Here is a 19,998-nt window from a genome sequence, read left to right as displayed (position 1 = left end):
GATGACCGGCAGGACCATCGCGCGCCTGGCCGTGACCGCGGCCGCCCTCGCAGTGGGGGCGGCGGCCACGTTCGGCAGCGCCATCGCGGAACCCGCGCAATCCCCCCTCGACACCGCGATCGAGCGGCTGACCGCCACGGCGGGCGACGATCCGGCGGCCCGCGCCGGGGTCGAGTCCACCGCGAGGGCCGCGCATCTCATCACCGCCGCGCACCTGGAGCAGGTCGCGGGCGGTTTCGCGCCGTTCGCGTATCAGGCGCCGACGGTCGGCTGCGGCGACACCTTCTTCACCCTGACCGCCGCCTCGGGGATCTCGGGCGCGGCCGGGTCGACGCGCGGTATCGCGGGCGCCCCGGGCACCCTGACCTTCCAGGCCACCCCCGCCGTGACGGGCTTCCCGATCTCCTCGGGCCTGACCGTCGCCTGGGTGAATGTCAACAACGGCCGCGCCGGAATCGACCCGCTCGACGATCTCACCGACTACCACCTGCCCGGCCTGTCCAAGACGGTCGAGACCGGCGCGGGCACCATCGTCGCCACCATGTGGGGCACGATCAACTACCCGACGTCCCTGTGCGTGATGACCCCGACCGTCGGCATGTTCAGCGTCGCCGACGAGCCCCTGCCGTCGGATCCGAATGCCGCTCCGGCCCAACCGGTTCCGAGCCCGTCCGCCGCGCCGGGACGACCCGCACCGCGTTCGGGCACCACGGACGACAAGGGCGCGCCGGGCGAGAACGGACCGGTGACGCCCAACTGATCGGGGGACGCCCGCGTTCCCCCGGCGGTATCGGGGCACGAGCGTCCGGCGAGGCCGGGCCGGTCGTCGTCGCGAAAACCGGTTGACGCCGAGCGCGCGCCGATGATGTCGTCGCAGTGTCAGCCGATGCGCGGGACGCGGGCGAAGGGGTGAGCCGATGCCGGGGGAACTGTCGGGGCGCGTCGCGGTCGTCACGGGGGTGAGCCGACGGCAGGGAATCGGCTTCGCGGTCGCGCGGCGCTTGGCCGCCATGGGCGCGAATCTCCTTGTGACGCATTGGGTTCCGCACGACGAGGCGCAGCCGTGGGGCGCGGACGACATCGACGCGATCCGGCGGGAACTCGCGGCGGTGACCCGGATATCCGATATGAGTGTGGATTTCGTCGATCCCGTCGCACCGGAGCGCGTAATGGCAGCCGCCGCAAGCGAATTCGGTCACGTGGACATCCTGGTGGCCAATCACGCGCGCAGCGGCGGCGACGGCACCCTGCTCGACATCGACGCCGACATGCTGGACACCCATTGGGCCGTCGACGCGCGCTCGGTGCTGTTGCTCACCCGCGAGTTCGCGCGGCGCTACCGCCCCGAACGCGACGCGGTCACCGATCGCGGGCGGGTGGTGTGGCTGACCTCCGGACAGCATCTGGGCCCGCTGCCGGGCGAAATCGCCTATGCCGCAGCGAAATCCGTGCTGGCCGGGCTGACCGCCACCGTCGCCGCCGAACTCGTCGGGCGGGGCATCCTGCTCAACACCGTCAACCCGGGGCCCGTCGACACCGGATACCTCTCCCCCGAGGGCCTGGACCGCCTCCGGCGGGCCTTCCCGCGCGGCGAGGCCGGGCATCCGGACGATCCGGCGCGGCTCGTCGCCTGGCTGGTGTCCGATGCGGGGCGCTGGGTGGTCGGGCAGGTGCTCGACTGCGAGGGCGGATTCCGCCGCGGGCCTTGGTGATTCAGGAACGGGGCTTGCGGCGGTCCGGGCGCTTGGGGTCGCGGCGATGGTTGCGGGGCATCGTGCGGTGGTTGGGTGGGCCCTGATCGAGTTGGAGTTGGATGAGCTGGCCGCTGATTCTGGTGCGGCGCAAGGCGTCCAGGGTTTCCGGGGGGAGGTCGGCGGGCAGTTCCACCAGGCTGTGGTCGGGGCGGATGCTGATGTGGCCGAAGTCGCTGCGGCGCAGGCCGCCCTCGTTGGCGATCGCGCCGACGATCGCGCCGGGGACCACGCGGTGCCGCTTGCCGACGGCGATGCGGTAGGTCGCCATCTCGCCGCCGGTGACGCGGTTCGGGCCGGCGGGGGCGCCGGGCTCGCGGCGGCGGTCCCGGTCGCGGCGACCGCGTTCGGGCTCCGGCTCGGGTTCCATGAAGAAGTTCTCGCCGTCGTGCGCGCCCACGGCCAGCGCGGCGGCGATATCGGCGAGCGGGATGTTGTGCTCGGCCTCGTAGTCCTCGATGAGCTTGCGGAACAGCGCCAGATTGTCGGAGGCGAGGTTCTCGGTGATGGCGTCCTGGAACTTCACCACGCGCTGGGCGTTGACGTCCTCGACCGTGGGCAGCTGCATCTCGGTGAGCGGCTGGCGGGTGGCGCGTTCGATGGCGTCGAGCAGGCGGCGTTCGCGCGGGGCGACGAACAGCAGCGCCTCACCGGTGCGGCCCGCGCGGCCGGTGCGGCCGATGCGGTGCACGTAGGACTCGGTGTCGTGCGGGATGTCGTAGTTGACCACATGCGAGATGCGGTCCACGTCGAGTCCGCGGGCGGCCACGTCGGTGGCGACCAGGATGTCCAGCGATCCGGCCTTGAGCTGGCCGATGGTCCGCTCGCGCTGGTTCTGCGCGATGTCGCCGTTGATGGCCGCGGCGGAATAGCCACGGGCGCGGAGCTTTTCGGCCAGTTCCTCGGTGGCCTGCTTGGTGCGCACGAAGATGATCATCGCCTCGAAGGACTCGACTTCGAGGATGCGGGTGAGCGCGTCGAGCTTGCGCTGATGCGACACCTGCACGTAGCGCTGGGTGATGTTGGTGTTGGTGGTCGTCTTGGTCTTGACCGTGATCTCGACCGGATCCTTCAGATACTGCTTGGAGATCTTGCGGATCGCGGACGGCATGGTCGCCGAGAACAGGGCCACCTGCTTGTCGGCCGGGGTGTCGGCGAGAATCCGCTCGACGTCCTCCTGGAAACCCATCTTGAGCATCTCGTCGGCCTCGTCGAGCACCAGATACCGCAGCTGGGTCAGATCCAGCGTGCCGCGCTCGAGGTGATCGATGATGCGCCCCGGCGTCCCGACCACCACCTGCGCGCCCCGGCGCAGCCCCGACAACTGCACGGCGTAGTTCTGCCCGCCGTACACCGGCAGCACGTGCACCCCCGGCAGATGCGAGGAATACCGCCCGAACGCCTCGGCCACCTGGATGGCCAGCTCCCGCGTCGGCGCGAGCACCAGCGCCTGCGGCGCCTTCCCCTTCCCCTCGAGCCCCATGAGGATCGGAATCGCGAACGCCGCCGTCTTCCCGGTCCCCGTCTGCGCCAGCCCCACGACATCGGCCCCCGCCAGCAACGGCGGAATCGTCGCCGCCTGAATCGGGGAGGGAGACTCGTAGCCGACATCGGCGATGGCCGCGAGCAGGCGGTCATCGATACCTAGATCGGCGAAGGACGGGTCGGCTGCGTCCCTCTCGTTGTCATGGGCAACGCTGTCGACCGGTGGAGTGTTCATATTGACCAGCAGTTTACTAGCTGAGGTTCGACCCACCGCCACTGCTGCCTCGGGTCGAGTCCCCGAACCCGCCGATCCCGGACCCCGGTCGGCCACCGACACCCGCCCGCGCCCCGAGTCAGCGCCGTGACCAGCGGTATCACCGGGACGTGCGTCACGCCGTGCGGAGCATCACACCGCAGTCCAGGGGCTCGTCGCGACGCACGCGGACCATCGTGGTCCATGCCACGAAACAGTCTGCCGCACAACCAGTCCCGTCGATGGGATGGCTCATTTCGGCGAGCAGGTCGCTCGGCGCGGACACGACGGCGAGCCTCGCACCACCCGCAATCCGATGTGGTTTACAACAATCACGCTCGTCTCGAGGCTCCTGGTGGGCGGGCGGGGCGTCGGGACAATACGGTGAGACGTATGCAACCCCAGCAGTCCGTGTCCGGCGTGGTGCCGTCGGTCGTGATCAGCAGTTCGACGGCCGTGCAGGCCGGTGGGTCGGTTCCGGTGGGTGGGACGGAGGCGGTGGCGGAGCCGAGTCCGGCGCCCGCGCCGGTGCCGACGCCGGCGCGGGCGGTGGATGTGGCCGTGGTGCAGTTCGGGCCGTACACCGACAAGGCGGCGAATCTCGCGATGTTGCGCGAGCATGTGCGGGCGGCGGCGGAGTACGGGGCGCGGGTGGTGGTGGCACCGGAGTATTCGATGTTCGCGGTGAAACGGCTGGACGAGCGGGTGGTGGCGGCGGCCGAGCCGATCACGGGGGAGTTCGTCTCCGGATTGCGCGGGCTGGCAGCCGAATTCGGGGTGCATCTGGTGGCGGGGGTGGTGGAGTCGCCGGGCGGCGAGGAGAGCGGGCGGATCTACAACACGCTCGTGGCGGCGGGGCCCGAGGCGGACTTCGCGGCGGTGTATCGGAAGGTGCATCTGTACGACGCGTTCGGCTTCCGCGAGTCCGATATCGTGCTGGCGGGCGATATCGCCGATCCGGCCACATTCACCGTGGACGGGGTGGTGTTCGGCTTGCAGACCTGTTTCGATCTGCGCTTCCCGGAGGGCTGCCGTCGCGTCGCCGCGGCCGGGGCGCACGTGATTCTGCTTCCGGCGCAATGGATTCCGGGTCCGGCCAAGGTGGACCAGTGGACGACGCTGCTGCGGGCGCGGGCCATCGAGAACACCGTCTACGTGGCCGCCGCCGATCAGGCGACGCCGCGCGGGGCGGGCGCGTCGATGATCGTGGATCCGATGGGCGTCGTGCTGGCCGAACTCGGCGAGGCCGACGGCATCGCCACCGCCCGGGTCGACCTCGACCACCTCGAGCAGGTCCGCACCACCAATCCGAGTCTGTCGCTGCGGCGTTTCACCATCTCGCCCTAGACTGGACCGCACCATGATCTACCCCGATCGGGTCGCGGCCGGGCGCGCGCTGGGTGGGTCGCTGACCCACCTGCGGGCGGCGCACCCCCTGGTGCTGGGCCTGCCCCGGGGCGGGGTGCCGGTCGCCGCGGGCGTGCGCTCGGTGATCGGCGGCCAACTCGACGTGCTGCTGGTCCGCAAACTCGGCGTGCCGTGGCAGCCCGAACTGGCCATGGGCGCGATCGGCGAGGGCGGCGTCCGCGTCCTCAACGACGACGTCGTCCAGCACACCGGCGTCACCCCCGACCAGCTCGTCGACGTCGAGGACGCCGAACTCACCGAACTCGAACGCCGCCAACGGTTTCTGCGCGCCGAACTCCCGCCCGTCCCCCTCGCCGACCGCACCGCGGTCATCGTCGACGACGGCATGGCCACCGGCGCGACCGTCGCCGTCGCCTGCCGAGTCACCCGTATGCACGCCCCCCGCAGCATCACCGTCGCCGTCCCCGTCTCCTCCATCGAGGCGCTGCACCGCGTCGAACCCCTCGCCGACGAGGTCGTGTGCCCCTTCGTCCCCCGCGTGCTCGGCGGCGTCGGCGGGGCCTACGAGGATTTCCACCAGCTCGAGGACGACGAGGTCGTGGAGTTGTTGCGGGACGGCGCGGGGTGACGCCGGGTCACCACACCGCGTGGTCGGCGATCAGCCGCTCCGCGGCGGCGAGCACCGGGCGCAGCTGGGCCGCGAACGCCTCCGCCGTCACCGGGACGATGTCGACATCGGTGCGGGTGCGGATCGCGTACCGCCCGTCGCCCGCCACATCGATCCAGCACAGCACCCCCAGCGGGCGCACCGTATCGTCCGCGCGCCGCACCGACACCACGATCTGCCCGATGCCCTCGCGCGGCTGTTTCAGCAGCCGCCGCATGCGCGCGGAGACCGTCGGACCGGAGACCGGGACGGTCACCAGATCCCGGCTGTCCTCCCGCACCCGGTTCAGCGGCGCGGTGTAGCGCGGCAGGCCACCGGGCTCCTTCTCGGGCAGCACCGAAATCACCCGCGCGGCAAGCGTTTTGGGATGTCCGACAAACAACCGCACGGCCTCGCCGCGCTCGGGATCCGCGCCCGCTCGCTGCGCCGCCACCACCGCGACGTGTCCGGCCGTGGCGCCCAGCACGCGGACCGGCTGCGCCTGCTCCGGCGGACCCTGCTCCCCGAACACCTCGACCCGGATGGCGGGCCGGGCCAGCACCCGCAGCGCCGCCTCCAGATCGGGATCCAGTGTGCGGGCGCACCATTCGTTCAGCGCGGGCAGTTGGGCGGCCCGCTCGTCGCTGGTGCGCGCCGACAGCCGGACCGCCAGCGGATACGGGATGCGATCACCGTCGGTGCGCTCCCACGCCAGCGCGAACTGATCGGGGGTGAGGGTCCATCTCACTCCTCAGCCCATTCCCCCAGCACCGGCGGGGTGGTCGGATCCATCCGGCCCACCAGATCGCCGCCGGGCTCGCCCGGTTCCAGATAGGTGGGCTCGTCGAAGTCGGAGTAGTACTCGTCGTCGTCCTCGTCGTCGAACCGAACGACCTTGGGGCGCATCGGTGTCGCGGCGGCGGGCCGCATGGTGTCACCGCTCGCGGCGAAGGCGCCGGAGGCCAGACCGCCCACCACGCCCGCGCCCATACCGCCGATGGCATCGGTGCCGCCGGTGCCGTTCCCGTCGCGGCGGTCGTCGCGTTTGCGCTGCTGTTCGCTGTCGGCGGCGGCGATCCGGGTGGCGGGGGCCGAGATCGGCGCGGTGGCCGCGGGGGACGCAGAGGGCGCACCGTTCGGCGAAACGACATGCGGCGCAGCGGTATTCGATGCGGGGACAGTCGGTGCGGTGACCGGTTCCGATGCCGGAACGGACGCGGGCGCGGTTGCCACATTGGGCACGGCCGCAGCCGCGGGAGCGGTCGCCGCGGCGGGCGAAGTCGGAGCCGCAGCCGAAACCCCTTCGGCCACCTCACCTTCCCGTGCGCTCGCCCCATCCGCCACGGATTCCGCTGTCGGCGTGACGGATTCGGCGACCGGCCGCACCACCGCGTCCCCGCCCACCACGGCACCGGGTCGCATGACATCGGCCGACCCGCCCCCGGGCGCGGTCGGATCCGCGGGCCCCTCCACCACCACCGTATTCGGGTACAGCCCGCCGCTGTGGAAGGCGGGCACCTGGGAGCCGGTCGGCAGGAACGTCTGCTCGTACACCGTGTGCATCACCCGCACGGCGTCCAGCCGCAGATTCTCCGCCGTCTTCTGTAGGGCCGTATTCGCGGTGGCCTGCTTGGGATCCAGCAGCGCGGCCTCCAGATCGGGTTGCGCCGCAACCGGTTTCGACAGGGCCGCGCGCAGCGTCTCGGCCGCGTCGTTGGCCTGGTCCAGCCGCTGCCCGACCACGGCCAGCACATCCGAGAGATGTTGTCCCAGTTCCTCGAACGACTGCATCGCCGCCGCCGCCACCGCCGCGCCCGGACCGCGCCAGCCGTCGGCCATGGCCCCGCGGATCTCGGCGTGCGCCTGCTGCACCGCCTCCCCCACCCCGGTCGCCGAGCGCTGCCACGCCTGCCGCCCGGCCGTGAGCACCTCCGGCTTCAGTTGCGCCACACCGCGATAGATCTCGTCGTAGCCGAGATGATCGAACACCTCGCAGTTCGGCGCGTAGTCCGGATCGGTGCCCGGGGTGGCCGCGCGCCCGCCCACCTCATGCATGACCCACCCCCACGGTCTGCGCGCCGATCCGGCCGAGGGCCGTGGCCGCGTCCGAATCGTGCCGCGCGTACACCGCGCCCGCCGCGCGCAGCGTATCCGCGAATTGCCGGGCGGCGTCGGCGTACTCCTGCAACCGTTGCAGCGCCTCGGCGGCCTTGCTCTCGAAACCGCGCCGCAGCGCGTTGCCGGATTCGAAACCGCCGAAGCCGGGCAGCGACACCGCCGCGCGCAGCCCGCCGAGCTGGCTCTCGATCCGTTCGGCCAGTTCCTCGTACCGCTGGGCGCAGCGCTCGTGCGTGCCCTCGGTGACGTGGACGCCGTCGATCCACAGCGTGCCGTCCTCGACCGCCTGCGACAGGGCCGCGACATCAGCGCGCAGATCCGCCTTCTCCTGAGATTGCACCGGTCCCCCTTTCTCGTGCTCGGTTCATCCGGTCGTCATGCCATTCGGCGACGACGCCGTCGATCCACTCCGCGATATCGGCCGTGACCCGTGCGTGTACCGGCTCGTGCAGGAGATCGTGCCCGGCATCGGCGTACTCACGCAAGCCTATCGAGCGCCCGCGCGCGGTCCACTCCCTGATCGGATCGATCGGCGCGCGACGATCGTCCACGCCGTGCAGTGCCAGCACCGGCGGATGCGCCGGGACCTCGGGCAATGCCGCGACCGCGCGGGCCGGGGTGCCGGTGAGGACCATGGCGGCGCATTCGAGCCACGCGGTCACCGCCGTGGCCGCGCCGAGCGAATGACCCACGACGACGAGCGGCACATCCGGGTGGCGGGCGCGGATCAGATCGGTGAACGCGCGGGCGTCGGCCGCCAATTCCGCGGGGGCGCCGGGATTGTCGGGATCTCCCTCGCTCAGGCCCTGACCCGCGGTGTCCAGGGCCCAGGTCTCGATGCCGCGCGCGCTCAACGCGCGCGCGAACCGCTGATAGTGCCCGCTGTGCTGGCCGCTGCCCGGCAGCAGCGCCACCACGGCGCGCGGGCGCGGCACCGCCCGGATCCGGTAGTGCAACCGGCCGCGGCCGCCCTGGAAGTACGGCACCGGATCAGCCGCCGACGCGGGCCCGCACCAGCCGCGGACCGGCCGCCACCGTGGGCGCGCCGTCGATGTAGCGCGGGGTCAGGGCGCCGACCGGGTTGTCCTCGAGGACATGGAAGCCGTTGTCGCGCAACAACTCCGCCGCCTCGGCCGGAGTGAGGAAGGTGATCCACCGCTCGCCCGCCGCGGCCAGTCGGCGTTCCCGATCCTCGTGCGCGGTCCGCTCCTCCGGGGTGGCCGGGGGCGGAATGGGGGTGCCGTAGTCGAAGACGAGTTCGCTGCCCGGGGCGAGTTCGCCCAGCGCGCGCAGGGTTTCGGCGAGGGCGGCGCGGGTCAGGTACACCGTGACGCCCAGCCAGATCACGAACGCGGGGCGGTCTGCGGCCAATCCCGCCGCGCGCAGGCTCGCGCCCAGATCGTCCCGTTCGAAATCGACGGGCACGTAGGCGACCGACTCCGGGATCGCGATTCCGGCCGCCGCCAACCGCTCCCGCTTCCACTCCTGGGTGGCGGGATGGTCGACCTCGAATACCCGGAGATTCGAATAGGGGTTGCGGTAGGCGAAGGTGTCCAGTCCCGCGCCCAGGACGACCGCCTGGTCCGTTCCGTTCGCCACCGCGTCGGCGAGCGCGTCCTCGGCGAATCGGGCGCGCAGCACGATGAATCCGCGCATGCGCTGCCGCCCCGCGTGCGCGAGGTGGTCGCCGCGGGGCTCGACCCCGGTCAGCACGGCGCGGGCGAGGGGGTCGCGAAAGATGCTGCCGCCCTCCAGTTCCTGATGGTCGGCTCGATGGCGGGCGGCCGCCATCGCGGTGCGGCTGGGTTGACCGGTCTGCATGACCGTGATTTTCCTTCCGTTCGGTCGCAGGCGCGACACGCCCCCCTCACGCCACGCCCCGCCACCTCGAATGATTACGCTGAGCGCGGCTGACACACGAGGATGTGCGGTCTGGTGCGGGTGTCCGAAACTCAGGAGGGCCGCGATTGATTCTGTTCGGTGATCGTGTCGTGTGCAGCACCGGCGACCTGGTGGAGGCGGCGCGCTGCGAGTTCGCGCTGCTGCGCGCGCTCGATGCCGAACTCGGCCTCGGCGGCCGCGCGGGGTGCGGCCTGGATTTCGCGTCCCCGCCCGAGGGATTCGGCGACGACCTGCGAGAACGGTTCGGGCACGAGCCCGTCCGCATCGGTCCGGTCGAATTCGGTTCGCCCGCCGAGACGGTCGCGGCGCTGACCCGCGCCCACGATCGAACCATCGCCGCCCTGTCGGCCGGGGCGGAGGTGATCCTCGGGCCGGTGTTCTTCGACGGCGCCCTCGTCGCGCACGGCAGCGCGCTGGTGCGCACCCCCGCGCCGCCCATGCCGCCCGCGACCCCGGAGCCGGTCGAGGAGGCCGCCGCGCCGCCCTCGCGCGCCGCACCGCGCGAACGTCCCGAACAGACCCCGGTGCCGGAGGATCAGCGCTGGCTGTTCCCGCTCGACGAGGCGGCCTACGAACAGGTCATCGACGGCGACGCCCTCGACCGGTCGACCCCCGGCCCGGACGGCTGGGCCCCGGGCGCGCTGGCGCCGCCCGCCGCGACCGACGATCCGGTCGCGCCGCCGGAGACGACCTATCAGCTCTACGACGCCACCGGCGACGCCCCGATCGTCGGACTGATCCGCGCCGCCGCCTGCGCGGAAGCCTTGCAGCGCAACGGTTTCGGGGTTCATCCTCGCGTCCTCGTGCGAAGCGCGGGCGGCGAACGGGCGCACGAGCTGTCCGCCGCCATGACGGTCGTGCGGGCGCGCCGCCGCCGGGTGGCGGCCATCCTCGAGGCCAAACAGGACGAGCTGCTGCCCGTGCAGTGGGGCGATCCCCGCTATCTGGCGTGCGGCGAATGCGCCACCTGCACCGCCGAATTGGTGACGGGCCGGGACCTGCTACTGGTGGCCGGCATGCGCCCGGCGGTGCGCGCCCAGTTGCACGCCGCGGGCATCACCACCGTGGACCGGCTGGCACGGACCGAGACGGCGGTGCGCGGCGTCGCCACCCAGACCTTCGTGACGCTGCGCCGCCAGGCCGAGGCGCAACTGCGCCGCGAGCGCACCGGAGAGCCGGTGTGCGTGGTCACCGACGCGACCGCGCTGGCCGCGCTGCCGCCGACCACCCCGGGCGACGTCTTCCTCACCCTGGCGGGTACGCCGGCCACGGTGGCCGGGGTCGGCGTCGCGCCCACCCGCACCAGCGACGAGGGCGAACCGCCCGCGATCCTGTTCCACGCCTTCGACATCGCCCATGATCCGGCCGCGCTGCTGGAGTTCCTGGCCGATCGGCAGGAACGCCATCCGGATCTGCGGATCTACCATTACCGTTCGGCCGCGCGGGAGGTGCTGGCCGACCTGTGCGCCCGCTGCGGCGTCGACGAGGGCATCGTGGACGATCTGCTGGGCGCGTTGCTGGACCTGTATCCGATCGTGCGGGCGGCGCTGCTGGTGGGCGAGCCGTCGTATCGGCTCACGGATCTGGCGACCCTGCTCGACCGGGTGCCCGAATCCGACTGCGATCCCATCGAATCCGCGACCGCGCTCACCCTGCTGGTGCGCGATCGGCTGCGCGCGCTGGCCGACGAGCACGACGTGCGCCCCCGCCCCGCCCCGCGCGACACCGTGCCCGAGACACCGTCGGCGGTCGAGTCCGCCCTGCGCGAATTCGCCTACGGCACAGACGAACCCCGCACCCCCGGCCAGGAGATCGCCGCCCTCACCGCCGCCGTGCTGGCCTACCACCGCCGCGAACGCCGCCCACTGCACTGGGCCCACACCGACCGCCTGCACCGCCCCATCGCCGAATGGGCCGACGGCCCAGGGGTTCTCGTGGCGGACTGGGGCAGCGTGGACACCAAATGGCACAGCACCGGGCAGCGCCCGATGCGCCGCTATCTGAAACTCACCGGGCGGCTGGGCACCGGCAGCACGCCGCCGCCCGGCACGCCGGTGCTCACGCTGTACGACCGTCCGGTGCCGGGCATGTCGGTGATGCCGGGTACGTCGGTGATCTCGGGCTCGTCAGCGATGCCGGGTTGTTCGGCAGCGCCGGGTTCCTCGGCGATGCCGGACTCCTCGGCAATGCCGGGCATGTCGGCGGCGCCGGGGCGGCGGGCTGTGGCGGCGGCGACCGTGCTCGGGTGTGCGCGCGACGACAACTCCGATGACATCGTGCGCGTTGAGGAGCTGCTGCCGGAGGGGTGCGCGCCCTATGACGAGTTGCCGATCGCGATCGTGCCGCGGCCGCCCGGTGGGGACGAGAATATCGCGGCGGCGTTGACCGCCACGGCCAATCAGCTGCTGGTCACGCTGCCGGAGGCGCCGCTGACGGCCGCGTTCGATCTGCTGTGCCGCCGCCCGCCCCGGCTGCTGTCGGGTGGGGAGCTGCCGGAGGTGTTCGGTGATCACGCGGCCGCGGTCACGGCCGCGGTGCTCGATCTCGACGACTCCTGCGTGGCCGTGCAGGGACCGCCCGGCACCGGGAAGACCGATACCGGCGCGCGGGTCGTCGAACGGCTCGTGACCCGGCACAAGTGGCGGATAGGCGTGGTGGCGCAATCACATTCGGCCGTCGAGGAGGTGCTCGACGCGGTGGTGCGGGCGGGGGTGCTGCCGGAGCTGGTGGCCAAATCCGATCCCCAGGAGGTCGCGCCGGAGTGGCTGGCGATCGATCCGGCCCGCTACCCCCGGTTCCTCGACAATGCCGTGAACGGCTGCGTGATCGGCGGCCTGCCTGGGGATTTCGCTGATCCCGAGCGCATCGCCCCCGGCGTACTGGATCTGCTGGTGCTGCCCGACGCGGGGCATTTCCCGCTCGCGGACGCGGTCGCGGTGGCGGGCAGTGCGCGCAATCTGCTGCTGCTCGGCGATCCCGCGCCGCTGCCGACGCACGGCACCCACCCGGAACCGGTCGCCGAATCGGCACTGGGCCGCCTGGTCGGCGAATCCCCCACGCTGCCACCGGAATTCGGCTACTTCCTGGACCGCACCTGGCGGATGCACCCGCAGCTGTGCGCCCCGGTGTCCCGGCTGCGCTACGGCGACCGGCTGCGCTCCAACGAAACCGTCACCCTCGCACGGGAATTGGCCGATATCCCGCCCGGCGTGCGGATGGTGCCGGTGCGGCACCGCGGCAACGGCACCGAATCGGTGGAGGAGGCCCGCGAGATCGTGCGCCAAGTGCGCGCGCTGCTGGGCCTGCCGTGGCGGCAGGGCGCGGTGACCCGCAGGCTGCATCCGCACGACATCCTCGTGGTCGCGCCCTATCACGCGCAGGTGGCGCGGATCCGAACCCTGTTGTCGCGGGCCCGGATCGAGGACGTCGTGGTCGGCACGACCGAACGGTTCCAGGGCCGCGAGGCCGCGGTGGTGCTGGTCTCCACCGCCACCTCCACCCCCGCCGACGCGCCCCACGGCATCGGCGCGCTGCTGTCCCGCCACTGGCTGACCACCGCGGTCTCGCGCGCCATGTGGTCCGCGGTGATCGTGCACTCCGCCCTGCTCACCGAGTACCTACCCGAAACCCCCTCGGAGCTGGCCGATCTGGCCGCGTTCCTGGAACTGTCCAATCCCTGATCACGCCGCGCGGAACATGCCCGGGGTGATGCCGTAGCAGCGGCGGAACCAGCGGGTCAGATGGGCCTGATCGGCGAACCCCGCCTCCACCGCCGCAGCGGCGATCGGCCGACCGTTCGCGAGCAGGCGGCGCGCGGCCCGCAACCGCTCCTGGCGCTGGAAGACGCTGGGCGGCATGCCGTATCGCGCCCGGAAGGCCCGCGCGAGCGTGAACCGGTCGCAGCCGACCGCGGCCGCGAGTTCGGCGCCGGACAGATCGTCGCCGTAGCGGTCGCGCAGCAGACACCGGGCGTGCCGGGCCAATTCGGCCGCGGCCCCGTCGCGCGGTCCGGCCGCCGGGCGCGGCGCGTGCCGGGCGCCGCTGTCCACGGTCGCCGCGACCGCCTCGTCCCGGGCCAGCGCCGTGGCCGGGCCCTCGACGCTGCGACAGAGCCGTTCCAACGCGCGCACCAGGCGCGGGTCGCGCAGCACGGGATCCGGGAACAGCGGCAGCCCCGCGGGCCGTCCGGCGCGTTCGGTCAGCAACCGCGCCACCAGGTCCGGGCCGATGTGCACGATCCGATAGGTGAAGCCCTGCTCGTGTCCGCTGCGTCCGTCGTGCGGATCGTCCGGATTGAACGCCATGAGCATGCCCGCCGCGCTGGTGTGCGAGCCGCCCCGGCAGCCGAACGCCTGCGCGCCGAATTCGGTGTAGCCGAACGAATACGCCTCGTGGCTGTGCAGGGCGTAGACATGATCGTCGAAGTGGGCGTGCAGGGCCTCCACCGGACTGTCCGGCAGTCGCCGGTAGGCCACCCATTCCCGGTCGCGCACAGCGCCATTGTCGCACCAGCGTTCAAGACCCCGCGCCGTCCGGGCGCGGACGATCGCCGGGTGCGAATCACTCTCCTCCTGGTCACGGTGATGGCGTTGTGGGGCAGCGCCTTCGCCTCCTCGAAACTGGCCGTGGCCGCGGCGCCCCACGAGGTCGCCGGATTCCTGCGGTTCGGGATCGGCACGCTGGTTCTGCTCGCGCTCGGCCCGCCCCGGCTGGCCCCGGCCGACGCGGCGCGCGCCGGGGGGCTCGGGCTGCTCGGTGTGTTCGGGTACAACGCCCTGTTCTTCCTCGCGCTCTCGCTCGCCCCGGCCGCCGACGGCAGCGTCATCGTGCCGATGACCGCGCCGCTCGTCGTGGTCGTGGTGTCGGCGCTGCTGGGGCGGGAACGCCTGGCGCGCAAGCGGATCGCCGGTCTGATCGGGGCCGCGGCCGGGGGCGCGCTGTTCTTCGCGGGCATCGCGGGGTCGGGGCCGCATCGGCTGCTGGGGGACGCGGTGTTCGTGGCGGCGGCGGTGTGCTGGGCGGGTTACACGTTCTTCGGCGCGCCCGTGCTGGCGCGGCTGCCCGCCCCGGCGGTCACCGCGTACGCGACCGCGGTCGGCACGGTGGCGCTGGGTCTGCTCGCCGCGCCCGCCCTGGAGACGGTCGCCTGGTCGGATCTGAGTGCCGAGTTCTGGTGGAGCACAGTCTATTCGGGCGTCCTTCCCACCGCGCTGGCGTATTCGCTCTACTACCGCGCGGTGCGCGCGGTCGGGGCCGCGACGGCCGCCTCGGCGATGTTCCTGGTGCCGGTGTTCGGTCTCGCGTGCGCGTGGGCGCTGCTCGGGGAGACCATCGCTCCGCTCCAGGCCGCGGGCGCGGCGCTGCTGGTGACGGGCGCGTGGTTCGCCACGCGGCGACGCGCCGCGCTGCCCGCGGGTCAGCCGAAGTCGCGTCCCTCGCCGCGGTAGGTGGGGACGGCGACGCGGGTGCCGTCGGCATCGACGAGGTGGAGTTCGTCGAAGCGTTCGCACAGTTCGCCGGCCTTGGCGTGGCGGAACCAGACCCGGTCGCCCACGGTGAGTTCCCGCGCGCCGGTCAGCGGGGTCTGCACCTCGCCCGCGCCCTCGGTGCCGATGAGCCGTAAACCGCTGGGCCACACCGGTTTCGGCACGCGGGATTTCCCTGCGGGGCCGGAGGCGATGTAGCCGCCGGAGAAGACCGTGGCGATGCCGCGAGCCGGGCGGCGCAGCACCGGCAGCGCGAAGAACAGCGCGGGGCGCGGGGTGAAACCGCGGTAGCCGTCGAACAGGGTGGGCACGTAGAGGCCCGAACCCGCGGTCACCTCGGTGACCTCCGGACTGGCCACGCTCACCTCGATCGAACCGCTGCCGCCGCTGTTGACGATCCGGAGCTCGCCGACCACCGACCGCACCGCGTCGAGGACCTGCCGCCGCCGCTCCGCGATCTCGAGGGCCGAGGCCCGTTTCACCAGGCGCACAATGGGATTGGTATCGGGCAGCCCGGCGATCTGCGCCTCGTAGGTCATGACGCCGACGACGTCGTAGCCGCGCGCCCGCGCGGTGCGCGCGAGCTCGGCGGCCTGCTCGGGGGTGCGGATCGGCGAGCGGCGCACGCCCAGGTGCAGCGGCCCGATCCGCAGCGACGCGTCGACGTCCAGGCACACCCGCGGCCGGGCGCGGCGCCGGGCGAGCACGGCGTCGATGAGATCCAGCTGCGCGACATCGTCGATCATGAGTGTGATGGCGGCGCGCAACGTCTCGTCACCGCCGAGTTCGGCGAGCGCGGCCCGATGCGCGGTCGGATAGCCCAGCAGGATGTCGCCCGCGCCCCGGCGCGCGAGCCAGATCGCCTCGGGCAGCGCGTAGGACATGATCCCCGCGAAGCCCCCGGCGGCGGTGAGGCCCCCGCCCAACACCTCCTCGAGCACCGCCCGGCAGCGCACCGACTTGCTGGCGACCCGGATCGGCACCCCGCGGGCGCGGCGCACGAGATCGGCCGCGTTCGCGCGCAGGGCGGTGAGATCGAGGGCGGCCAGCGGCGGATCCAGCTCGGCCGTGGCCGCGTGCAGGCCGGGAATCGGCGACACGTCTGTCACGGGTTCCACTGAACCATGAAACTGGTCAGGCGTCCAGATGACCTCAGAGGTCGGCGGCCTTGGTGGACAGGCTCGACACCAGATCGTCGATGACGACCAGCGTGGTCTCGTCGTCGCAGTCGGCCAGCCAGCGCAGGACGGTGCCCTGGAGGACGGCTACCGAGTACGCGGCCACGGCCTCGACCGGTTCGAGCCATTCGGTGCGCGAGCGCTCGGCGCACAGTTGCAGGAAGGCGGCGGCCTCGGCGTCGAGATCGCGGAACATCTCCGCCGCGACCGAATCGGCCGCGCACTCGCCGCGGCTGCCCCAGCGCCGGCGCAGCGCGGCGATCGCGGACTCGTAGGAGCGCAGATGCTTGTCCGGCGCGGCCTTGATGCTCGGCCACATCGCGCTCACCCCGGCATGTAACAGCACCCGCAGCGCGCGGGTGCCGGTGTAGTCCAGTGCGGCCGCCGCCTGTTCGACGGCCTGCGCGACCGCCGGACGCGGTCGGATCACCATCATCTCTCTACTTGCGCTCACAACGACTCCCTCGGGCGAAAGAACGCGCGCACCTCGCCTGGCGCGGCTCGCTCAACGGGTTTGCGGTCTGCTTCGATCGCACCGGGATCGCCCCGGTCGACCCGTCCAACTTGATCAATATTAGAGCTTTTTCAAGGATCGCGATCAGTTTAAATCGGATTTTCAAACCGGAAGATTGTTTTGTTACCGCTCCGGTACCGCCTCGCGACCGAACGAACGCTGCGGGGACGCGTGCGCCCTCGTTTCGTCCGACCAGCAAACTTTACGGTGTCCGGGGGGTTGAATCCCCCAGCTGTGGCCGATCCCACACGCCACCGCGGATTCGTCCGTTCGATCGGCAAACGACACCCCCGCGCTACCGCCCCCGCCCTAGCCTTGATTGATGACCAGCGCACGACCCGATCATCTGCTCATCTCCGGCACGTTCAACTACCGCGACGTCGGCGGCCTGCGCACGGCCGGCGGCGCGAAGGTCCGCAGCGGCGTGCTGCTGCGGTCGGCGCATCTGTGCCGGCTCGACGAGGACGGGCAGGCCACCCTGCGCGAACTCGGCGTGGCGACCGTGCACGATCTGCGCGGCCCGCGCGAGATCGAGCATCTCGGCCACGACGTGCTGCCGCCGCGGGTGCGGCTGGAGCTCAGCCCGTTCGACACCAAGATCGGGGAGAAGCCGCCGCACGAGGTGGTCTACCAGGACGGCCGCTCGGAGATGATGCAGGTGTACGCGTCCTTCCCGGCCATGGCCGAGGCCGGGGTCGCGCTGGTGACCATCGCCGAATCGCTGGTGCGCGGGGACGGCGCGGTGCTGGTGCACTGCGCGGCGGGCAAGGATCGCACCGGTTGGGCCATCGCCACCCTGCTGCGCGCGGTCGGCGTCACCGAGACCGAGATCCTGGAGGACTTCCTGCTCAGCAACGGTGCGGTCGAGCACCTGCGACGCGATGTCGAGATCAACTCCGGCGGCCGGGTGGAACTGCCGCTGGACGTGCTCGGCGTCGACCCCGAGTACCTCGCGGCGGGCACCGCGTCGATGCAGCGGATCTACGGCGACCTGGACGGTTACCTGGACGCGATCGGGCTGAGCGATCCCTTGCGGGAACGGCTGCGGGAACGGCTACTGGAGTGAGCGCTTGCGGGAACGGCTACCGGAGTGAGCCGCCTGCGGGAACGGCTACAGCAGTGAGTCGCCCGCGGAAACGCCTGCGGCACCGGCTCATTCGGCCCGGTGGACCAGGCCCTCGGCGTCGATCTCGACCTGGTTGCCGGTGTGGAACCAGCTGCCGGTGAAGCGGGATTCGGTGGTCTGCGGGTCGTTCCAGTAGCGGGGGGCGACATTCGGTCCGCGGCAGAGCAATTCGCCTCGACCGGCGCTCGCGCGCGGGCCCCACAGGGCCAATTCGGTTCCGCCGAAGGGGAATCCGAGCAGATCGGCCGCGTGGGTCTCGCCGCCGTCGGCCAGCGCCAGGCCGATCCCGCTGGTCTCGGTGGCGCCCCACACCGACCACTGCCGGGCCAGCGGGAACACCTCGCGCAGGGCCGCCGAGACGACCTCGCAGGTGCCCGGCCCGGTGGCGGCGACCTCGGTGCGATGGCCCGCGCTGCACACCTGGCGCACGCCCTCCGCGCGCAGCCCGGCCAGTTCCGGCAGCAGCCCGGCGAAGATGCGCGGCGTGGCCGAGACCATGTCGATGCGTTCGGCCACAATGGTTTCCGCGATCAGTGCCGGCTCGGGCACCAGCACCACCGTGCCGCCGACCGCGAACGTGGGCAGGAGCTGATCGACGCAGCCGCTGGCGTGCGCCAAGGGCAGCAGCACCAGATTGCGCATGCCGTCGGTCGGCAGGTCGAGCGCGCCCACGACCGAGCGGATCGCCGAGAGCAGATTCTCGTTGGTCAGCTCGACGCCCTTGGGCGTGATCGAATCATCCTGCGCGACAGCGCCACTGGTGTAGCACAGCAGCGCCAGTTCGTTCAGGGCCGCCCCGTCGTCGATGTAGGCGGCCCCGTCCGGGAAGTCGTCGGCGAGCACGAAATCGGCGTCGCTGTCGGCGAGGACGCGCTCGGCGACCGCCGCGGGCAGCCCGTCCTGCACCAGCACCGGCACCGCGCCCGACAGCAGCGCGCCCAGGAACGCCTGCACCCAGCGCACCCCGACCGGCAGCCGCACCGCGACCCGGTCGCCGTAGCCGATGCCGTGCTCCTGCAAGCCGCCCGCGATGCGCGAGGCGGAGTGCCACAGCTGTCGATAGGTCAGTCGTGGACCGCCGATCTCGACCACCGCCTCGCGGCCGGAGAACGCGTGGACCTGCACGTCGAGCAGCTCGGTGAGGGCCGGATTCAGATTGCCGTACCGCAACACCCCGTCGGCCCCGCGGGCCAGCGGCGCGAAATCCGTTGGCCGGCAGACTCGCTGCGGGTACTCCACCAGTGACTGCGCCATGCGTTCCTCCGAGTGCCTCGATGCGCGCACCTGTGACTATATGATGCACATCACAAGCGCGGGCGAATAGGCGACGAACGTGTCCGGCGCGTCACCGCCCGGTGTAGCTCGCCTTGCCCGGACCGACCTCGAGGAAGCTGCGGACCGCACCCTGCAGATCCGCGGTGGCGAACAGCTCGCCCGACACCTCCGGAACCACCGAATCCGCGTGTGCCACACCGCCGGAACGCCACGCGTCCACGATGGCCTTGGTCGCCGCGTGCGCCTTGGTGGGGCCGTCGGCCAGGCGCGCGGCCAGCGCGCGGGCGGCGGTGTCGACATCGTCGTGGACGGCGTTGACCACGCCCCAGTCGGCCAGGGTGGTCGCGTCGTAGAGGTCGCCGGTCATCACCAGTTCGCGGGCGCGGCCCGAGCCCGCGCGCTCGGCGAGCCGCTGCGGCCCGCCCATCGACGGGGTCAGCCCGACCACGGTCTCCACCAGGCCGAACCTCGCCTTGGGCGCGGCCAGGATGATGTCGCAGGCCAGCGCGATCTCGAAGGCCGCGGTGAGGGTCAGCCCGTGCGCGGCGAAGACCACCGGGCAGGGCAGGGATTCGAGCGGATGGATGATCCGCTCGAACAGGTCGCGCCACAGCTCGGCGCCCTGTTCGACGGACAGCCCGTCGAAGACGTGCACGTCGACGCCGCCGGAGACGACCTTGCCCGCGGCGCGCAGCAGCACCGCGCGCGGCGGGGCGGCGGCCAGATCGGCGATATCGGCGGCGATCGACTCCATCAGCGCCTTGTCGAACAGGTTCAGCGGCGGGTTGTCGATGGTCAGGACGGCCAGTTCGGCGCCCTTGTCGGTCTCGACGCGGGTCAGCTGGGTTCCGGCCGGGGTGCTCGAATCGCTCATCCGCCGAATCTATCCAGTCATC

The 19,998-nt window shown here is 72.1% G+C and carries 18 protein-coding genes; 7 read left to right on the top strand and 11 right to left on the bottom strand.

What is annotated here, in order from left to right:
- Window position 1: 1 nt before the first annotated feature.
- Both ACWDSJ_RS20825 and ACWDSJ_RS20820 read left to right on the top strand, forming a co-directional pair.
- Complete coding sequence (locus ACWDSJ_RS20825) at window positions 2–760, top strand: hypothetical protein (protein ID WP_450033646.1); 759 nt, start codon at window positions 2–4, stop codon at window positions 758–760.
- Window positions 761–917: 157 nt separating this feature from the next.
- Window positions 918–1,712: an SDR family oxidoreductase gene (locus ACWDSJ_RS20820; protein WP_450033645.1), complete on the top strand. Its 795-nt coding sequence runs from the start codon at window positions 918–920 to the stop codon at window positions 1,710–1,712.
- A gap of 1 nt (window position 1,713) precedes the next feature.
- Here the strand turns inward: ACWDSJ_RS20820 and ACWDSJ_RS20815 are convergent, their stop codons facing one another.
- Entirely contained in the window at window positions 1,714–3,471 is a 1,758-nt protein-coding gene (locus ACWDSJ_RS20815) for a DEAD/DEAH box helicase (RefSeq protein WP_450033644.1), read from the bottom strand.
- Between the two features lie 411 nt (window positions 3,472–3,882).
- Here ACWDSJ_RS20815 and ACWDSJ_RS20810 point away from each other — a divergent pair, with 411 nt between their 5' ends.
- Together ACWDSJ_RS20810 and ACWDSJ_RS20805 are read left to right on the top strand one after the other, a co-directional pair.
- Window positions 3,883–4,836, top strand: a complete 954-nt coding sequence (locus ACWDSJ_RS20810) for a carbon-nitrogen hydrolase family protein (RefSeq protein ID WP_450033643.1) — start codon at window positions 3,883–3,885, stop codon at window positions 4,834–4,836.
- 13 nt (window positions 4,837–4,849) lie between these two features.
- The gene (locus ACWDSJ_RS20805) at window positions 4,850–5,485 is read left to right on the top strand and encodes a phosphoribosyltransferase (RefSeq protein ID WP_450033642.1); all 636 of its coding nucleotides are present in this window, start codon (window positions 4,850–4,852) and stop codon (window positions 5,483–5,485) included.
- A gap of 7 nt (window positions 5,486–5,492) precedes the next feature.
- Here the strand turns inward: ACWDSJ_RS20805 and ACWDSJ_RS20800 are convergent, their stop codons facing one another.
- From ACWDSJ_RS20800 to ACWDSJ_RS20780, 5 genes are read right to left on the bottom strand one after another with little or no spacing between them, the layout of a single operon-like run.
- Window positions 5,493–6,251, bottom strand: coding sequence for an ESX secretion-associated protein EspG (locus ACWDSJ_RS20800; RefSeq protein WP_450033641.1), 759 nt, complete (start codon window positions 6,249–6,251; stop codon window positions 5,493–5,495).
- On the bottom strand, window positions 6,248–7,558 hold the full coding sequence (locus ACWDSJ_RS20795) for a PPE domain-containing protein (RefSeq protein ID WP_450033640.1): 1,311 nt from the start codon (window positions 7,556–7,558) through the stop codon (window positions 6,248–6,250). The genes ACWDSJ_RS20800 and ACWDSJ_RS20795 overlap by 4 nt, the downstream gene beginning before the upstream one ends.
- A complete protein-coding gene (locus tag ACWDSJ_RS20790) occupies window positions 7,551–7,961 on the bottom strand; it encodes a hypothetical protein (protein ID WP_387363816.1) in 411 nt (136 codons plus the stop codon). Before ACWDSJ_RS20790 ends, ACWDSJ_RS20795 begins: the two co-directional genes overlap by 8 nt.
- The gene (locus tag ACWDSJ_RS20785) at window positions 7,927–8,607 is read right to left on the bottom strand and encodes an alpha/beta hydrolase (protein WP_450033639.1); all 681 of its coding nucleotides are present in this window, start codon (window positions 8,605–8,607) and stop codon (window positions 7,927–7,929) included. Before ACWDSJ_RS20785 ends, ACWDSJ_RS20790 begins: the two co-directional genes overlap by 35 nt.
- 4 nt (window positions 8,608–8,611) lie before the next feature.
- A complete protein-coding gene (locus ACWDSJ_RS20780) occupies window positions 8,612–9,442 on the bottom strand; it encodes a class I SAM-dependent methyltransferase (protein ID WP_450033638.1) in 831 nt (276 codons plus the stop codon).
- A 146-nt stretch (window positions 9,443–9,588) separates the two neighbouring features.
- Here ACWDSJ_RS20780 and ACWDSJ_RS20775 point away from each other — a divergent pair, with 146 nt between their 5' ends.
- Window positions 9,589–13,203, top strand: a complete 3,615-nt coding sequence (locus ACWDSJ_RS20775) for an AAA domain-containing protein (RefSeq protein WP_450033637.1) — start codon at window positions 9,589–9,591, stop codon at window positions 13,201–13,203.
- Here the strand turns inward: ACWDSJ_RS20775 and ACWDSJ_RS20770 are convergent, their stop codons facing one another.
- Window positions 13,204–14,016, bottom strand: coding sequence for an AraC family transcriptional regulator (locus ACWDSJ_RS20770; RefSeq protein ID WP_450033636.1), 813 nt, complete (start codon window positions 14,014–14,016; stop codon window positions 13,204–13,206).
- 60 nt (window positions 14,017–14,076) lie between these two features.
- Between ACWDSJ_RS20770 and ACWDSJ_RS20765 the strand changes: the two genes are divergently transcribed.
- Window positions 14,077–14,970 carry a DMT family transporter gene (locus ACWDSJ_RS20765; RefSeq protein WP_450033635.1) on the top strand — a complete coding sequence of 298 codons (894 nt, stop codon included), beginning with the start codon at window positions 14,077–14,079 and terminating at the stop codon, window positions 14,968–14,970.
- Here the strand turns inward: ACWDSJ_RS20765 and ACWDSJ_RS20760 are convergent.
- Both ACWDSJ_RS20760 and ACWDSJ_RS20755 read right to left on the bottom strand, forming a co-directional pair.
- On the bottom strand, window positions 14,940–16,109 hold the full coding sequence (locus ACWDSJ_RS20760) for an amino acid deaminase/aldolase (RefSeq protein WP_450033678.1): 1,170 nt from the start codon (window positions 16,107–16,109) through the stop codon (window positions 14,940–14,942). The two genes, ACWDSJ_RS20765 and ACWDSJ_RS20760, sit on opposite strands and share 31 nt — an antisense overlap.
- A gap of 52 nt (window positions 16,110–16,161) precedes the next feature.
- On the bottom strand, window positions 16,162–16,641 hold the full coding sequence (locus tag ACWDSJ_RS20755; RefSeq protein WP_387363805.1) for a TetR family transcriptional regulator: 480 nt from the start codon (window positions 16,639–16,641) through the stop codon (window positions 16,162–16,164).
- A gap of 382 nt (window positions 16,642–17,023) precedes the next feature.
- Between ACWDSJ_RS20755 and ACWDSJ_RS20750 the strand changes: the two genes are divergently transcribed.
- The gene (locus tag ACWDSJ_RS20750) at window positions 17,024–17,767 is read left to right on the top strand and encodes a tyrosine-protein phosphatase (RefSeq protein ID WP_387363802.1); all 744 of its coding nucleotides are present in this window, start codon (window positions 17,024–17,026) and stop codon (window positions 17,765–17,767) included.
- An 87-nt stretch (window positions 17,768–17,854) separates the two neighbouring features.
- On the opposite strand, the gene ACWDSJ_RS20745 is transcribed toward ACWDSJ_RS20750, so the two are convergent.
- A complete protein-coding gene (locus ACWDSJ_RS20745) occupies window positions 17,855–19,081 on the bottom strand; it encodes a class I adenylate-forming enzyme family protein (RefSeq protein ID WP_450033634.1) in 1,227 nt (408 codons plus the stop codon).
- A gap of 91 nt (window positions 19,082–19,172) precedes the next feature.
- Complete coding sequence (locus ACWDSJ_RS20740; protein ID WP_450033633.1) at window positions 19,173–19,976, bottom strand: enoyl-CoA hydratase/isomerase family protein; 804 nt, start codon at window positions 19,974–19,976, stop codon at window positions 19,173–19,175.
- Window positions 19,977–19,998: the final 22 nt, after the last annotated feature.

This window comes from Nocardia sp. NPDC003482, from assembly GCF_053588115.1.
This window is presented reverse-complemented; position numbering and strand designations above follow the sequence as displayed.

Bases quoted from the DNA above. Each gene is read 5' to 3' on its own strand.
- ACWDSJ_RS20825 (WP_450033646.1), top strand. From the start codon at position 2: ATGACCGGCAGGACCATCGCGCGCCTGGCCGTGACCGCGGCCGCCCTC.
- ACWDSJ_RS20820 (WP_450033645.1), top strand. From the start codon at position 918: ATGCCGGGGGAACTGTCGGGGCGCGTCGCGGTCGTCACGGGGGTGAGC.
- ACWDSJ_RS20815 (WP_450033644.1), bottom strand. From the start codon at position 3,471: ATGAACACTCCACCGGTCGACAGCGTTGCCCATGACAACGAGAGGGAC.
- ACWDSJ_RS20810 (WP_450033643.1), top strand. From the start codon at position 3,883: ATGCAACCCCAGCAGTCCGTGTCCGGCGTGGTGCCGTCGGTCGTGATC.
- ACWDSJ_RS20805 (WP_450033642.1), top strand. From the start codon at position 4,850: ATGATCTACCCCGATCGGGTCGCGGCCGGGCGCGCGCTGGGTGGGTCG.
- ACWDSJ_RS20795 (WP_450033640.1), bottom strand. From the start codon at position 7,558: ATGCATGAGGTGGGCGGGCGCGCGGCCACCCCGGGCACCGATCCGGAC.
- ACWDSJ_RS20780 (WP_450033638.1), bottom strand. From the start codon at position 9,442: ATGCAGACCGGTCAACCCAGCCGCACCGCGATGGCGGCCGCCCGCCAT.
- ACWDSJ_RS20750 (WP_387363802.1), top strand. From the start codon at position 17,024: ATGACCAGCGCACGACCCGATCATCTGCTCATCTCCGGCACGTTCAAC.
- ACWDSJ_RS20745 (WP_450033634.1), bottom strand. From the start codon at position 19,081: ATGGCGCAGTCACTGGTGGAGTACCCGCAGCGAGTCTGCCGGCCAACG.
- ACWDSJ_RS20740 (WP_450033633.1), bottom strand. From the start codon at position 19,976: ATGAGCGATTCGAGCACCCCGGCCGGAACCCAGCTGACCCGCGTCGAG.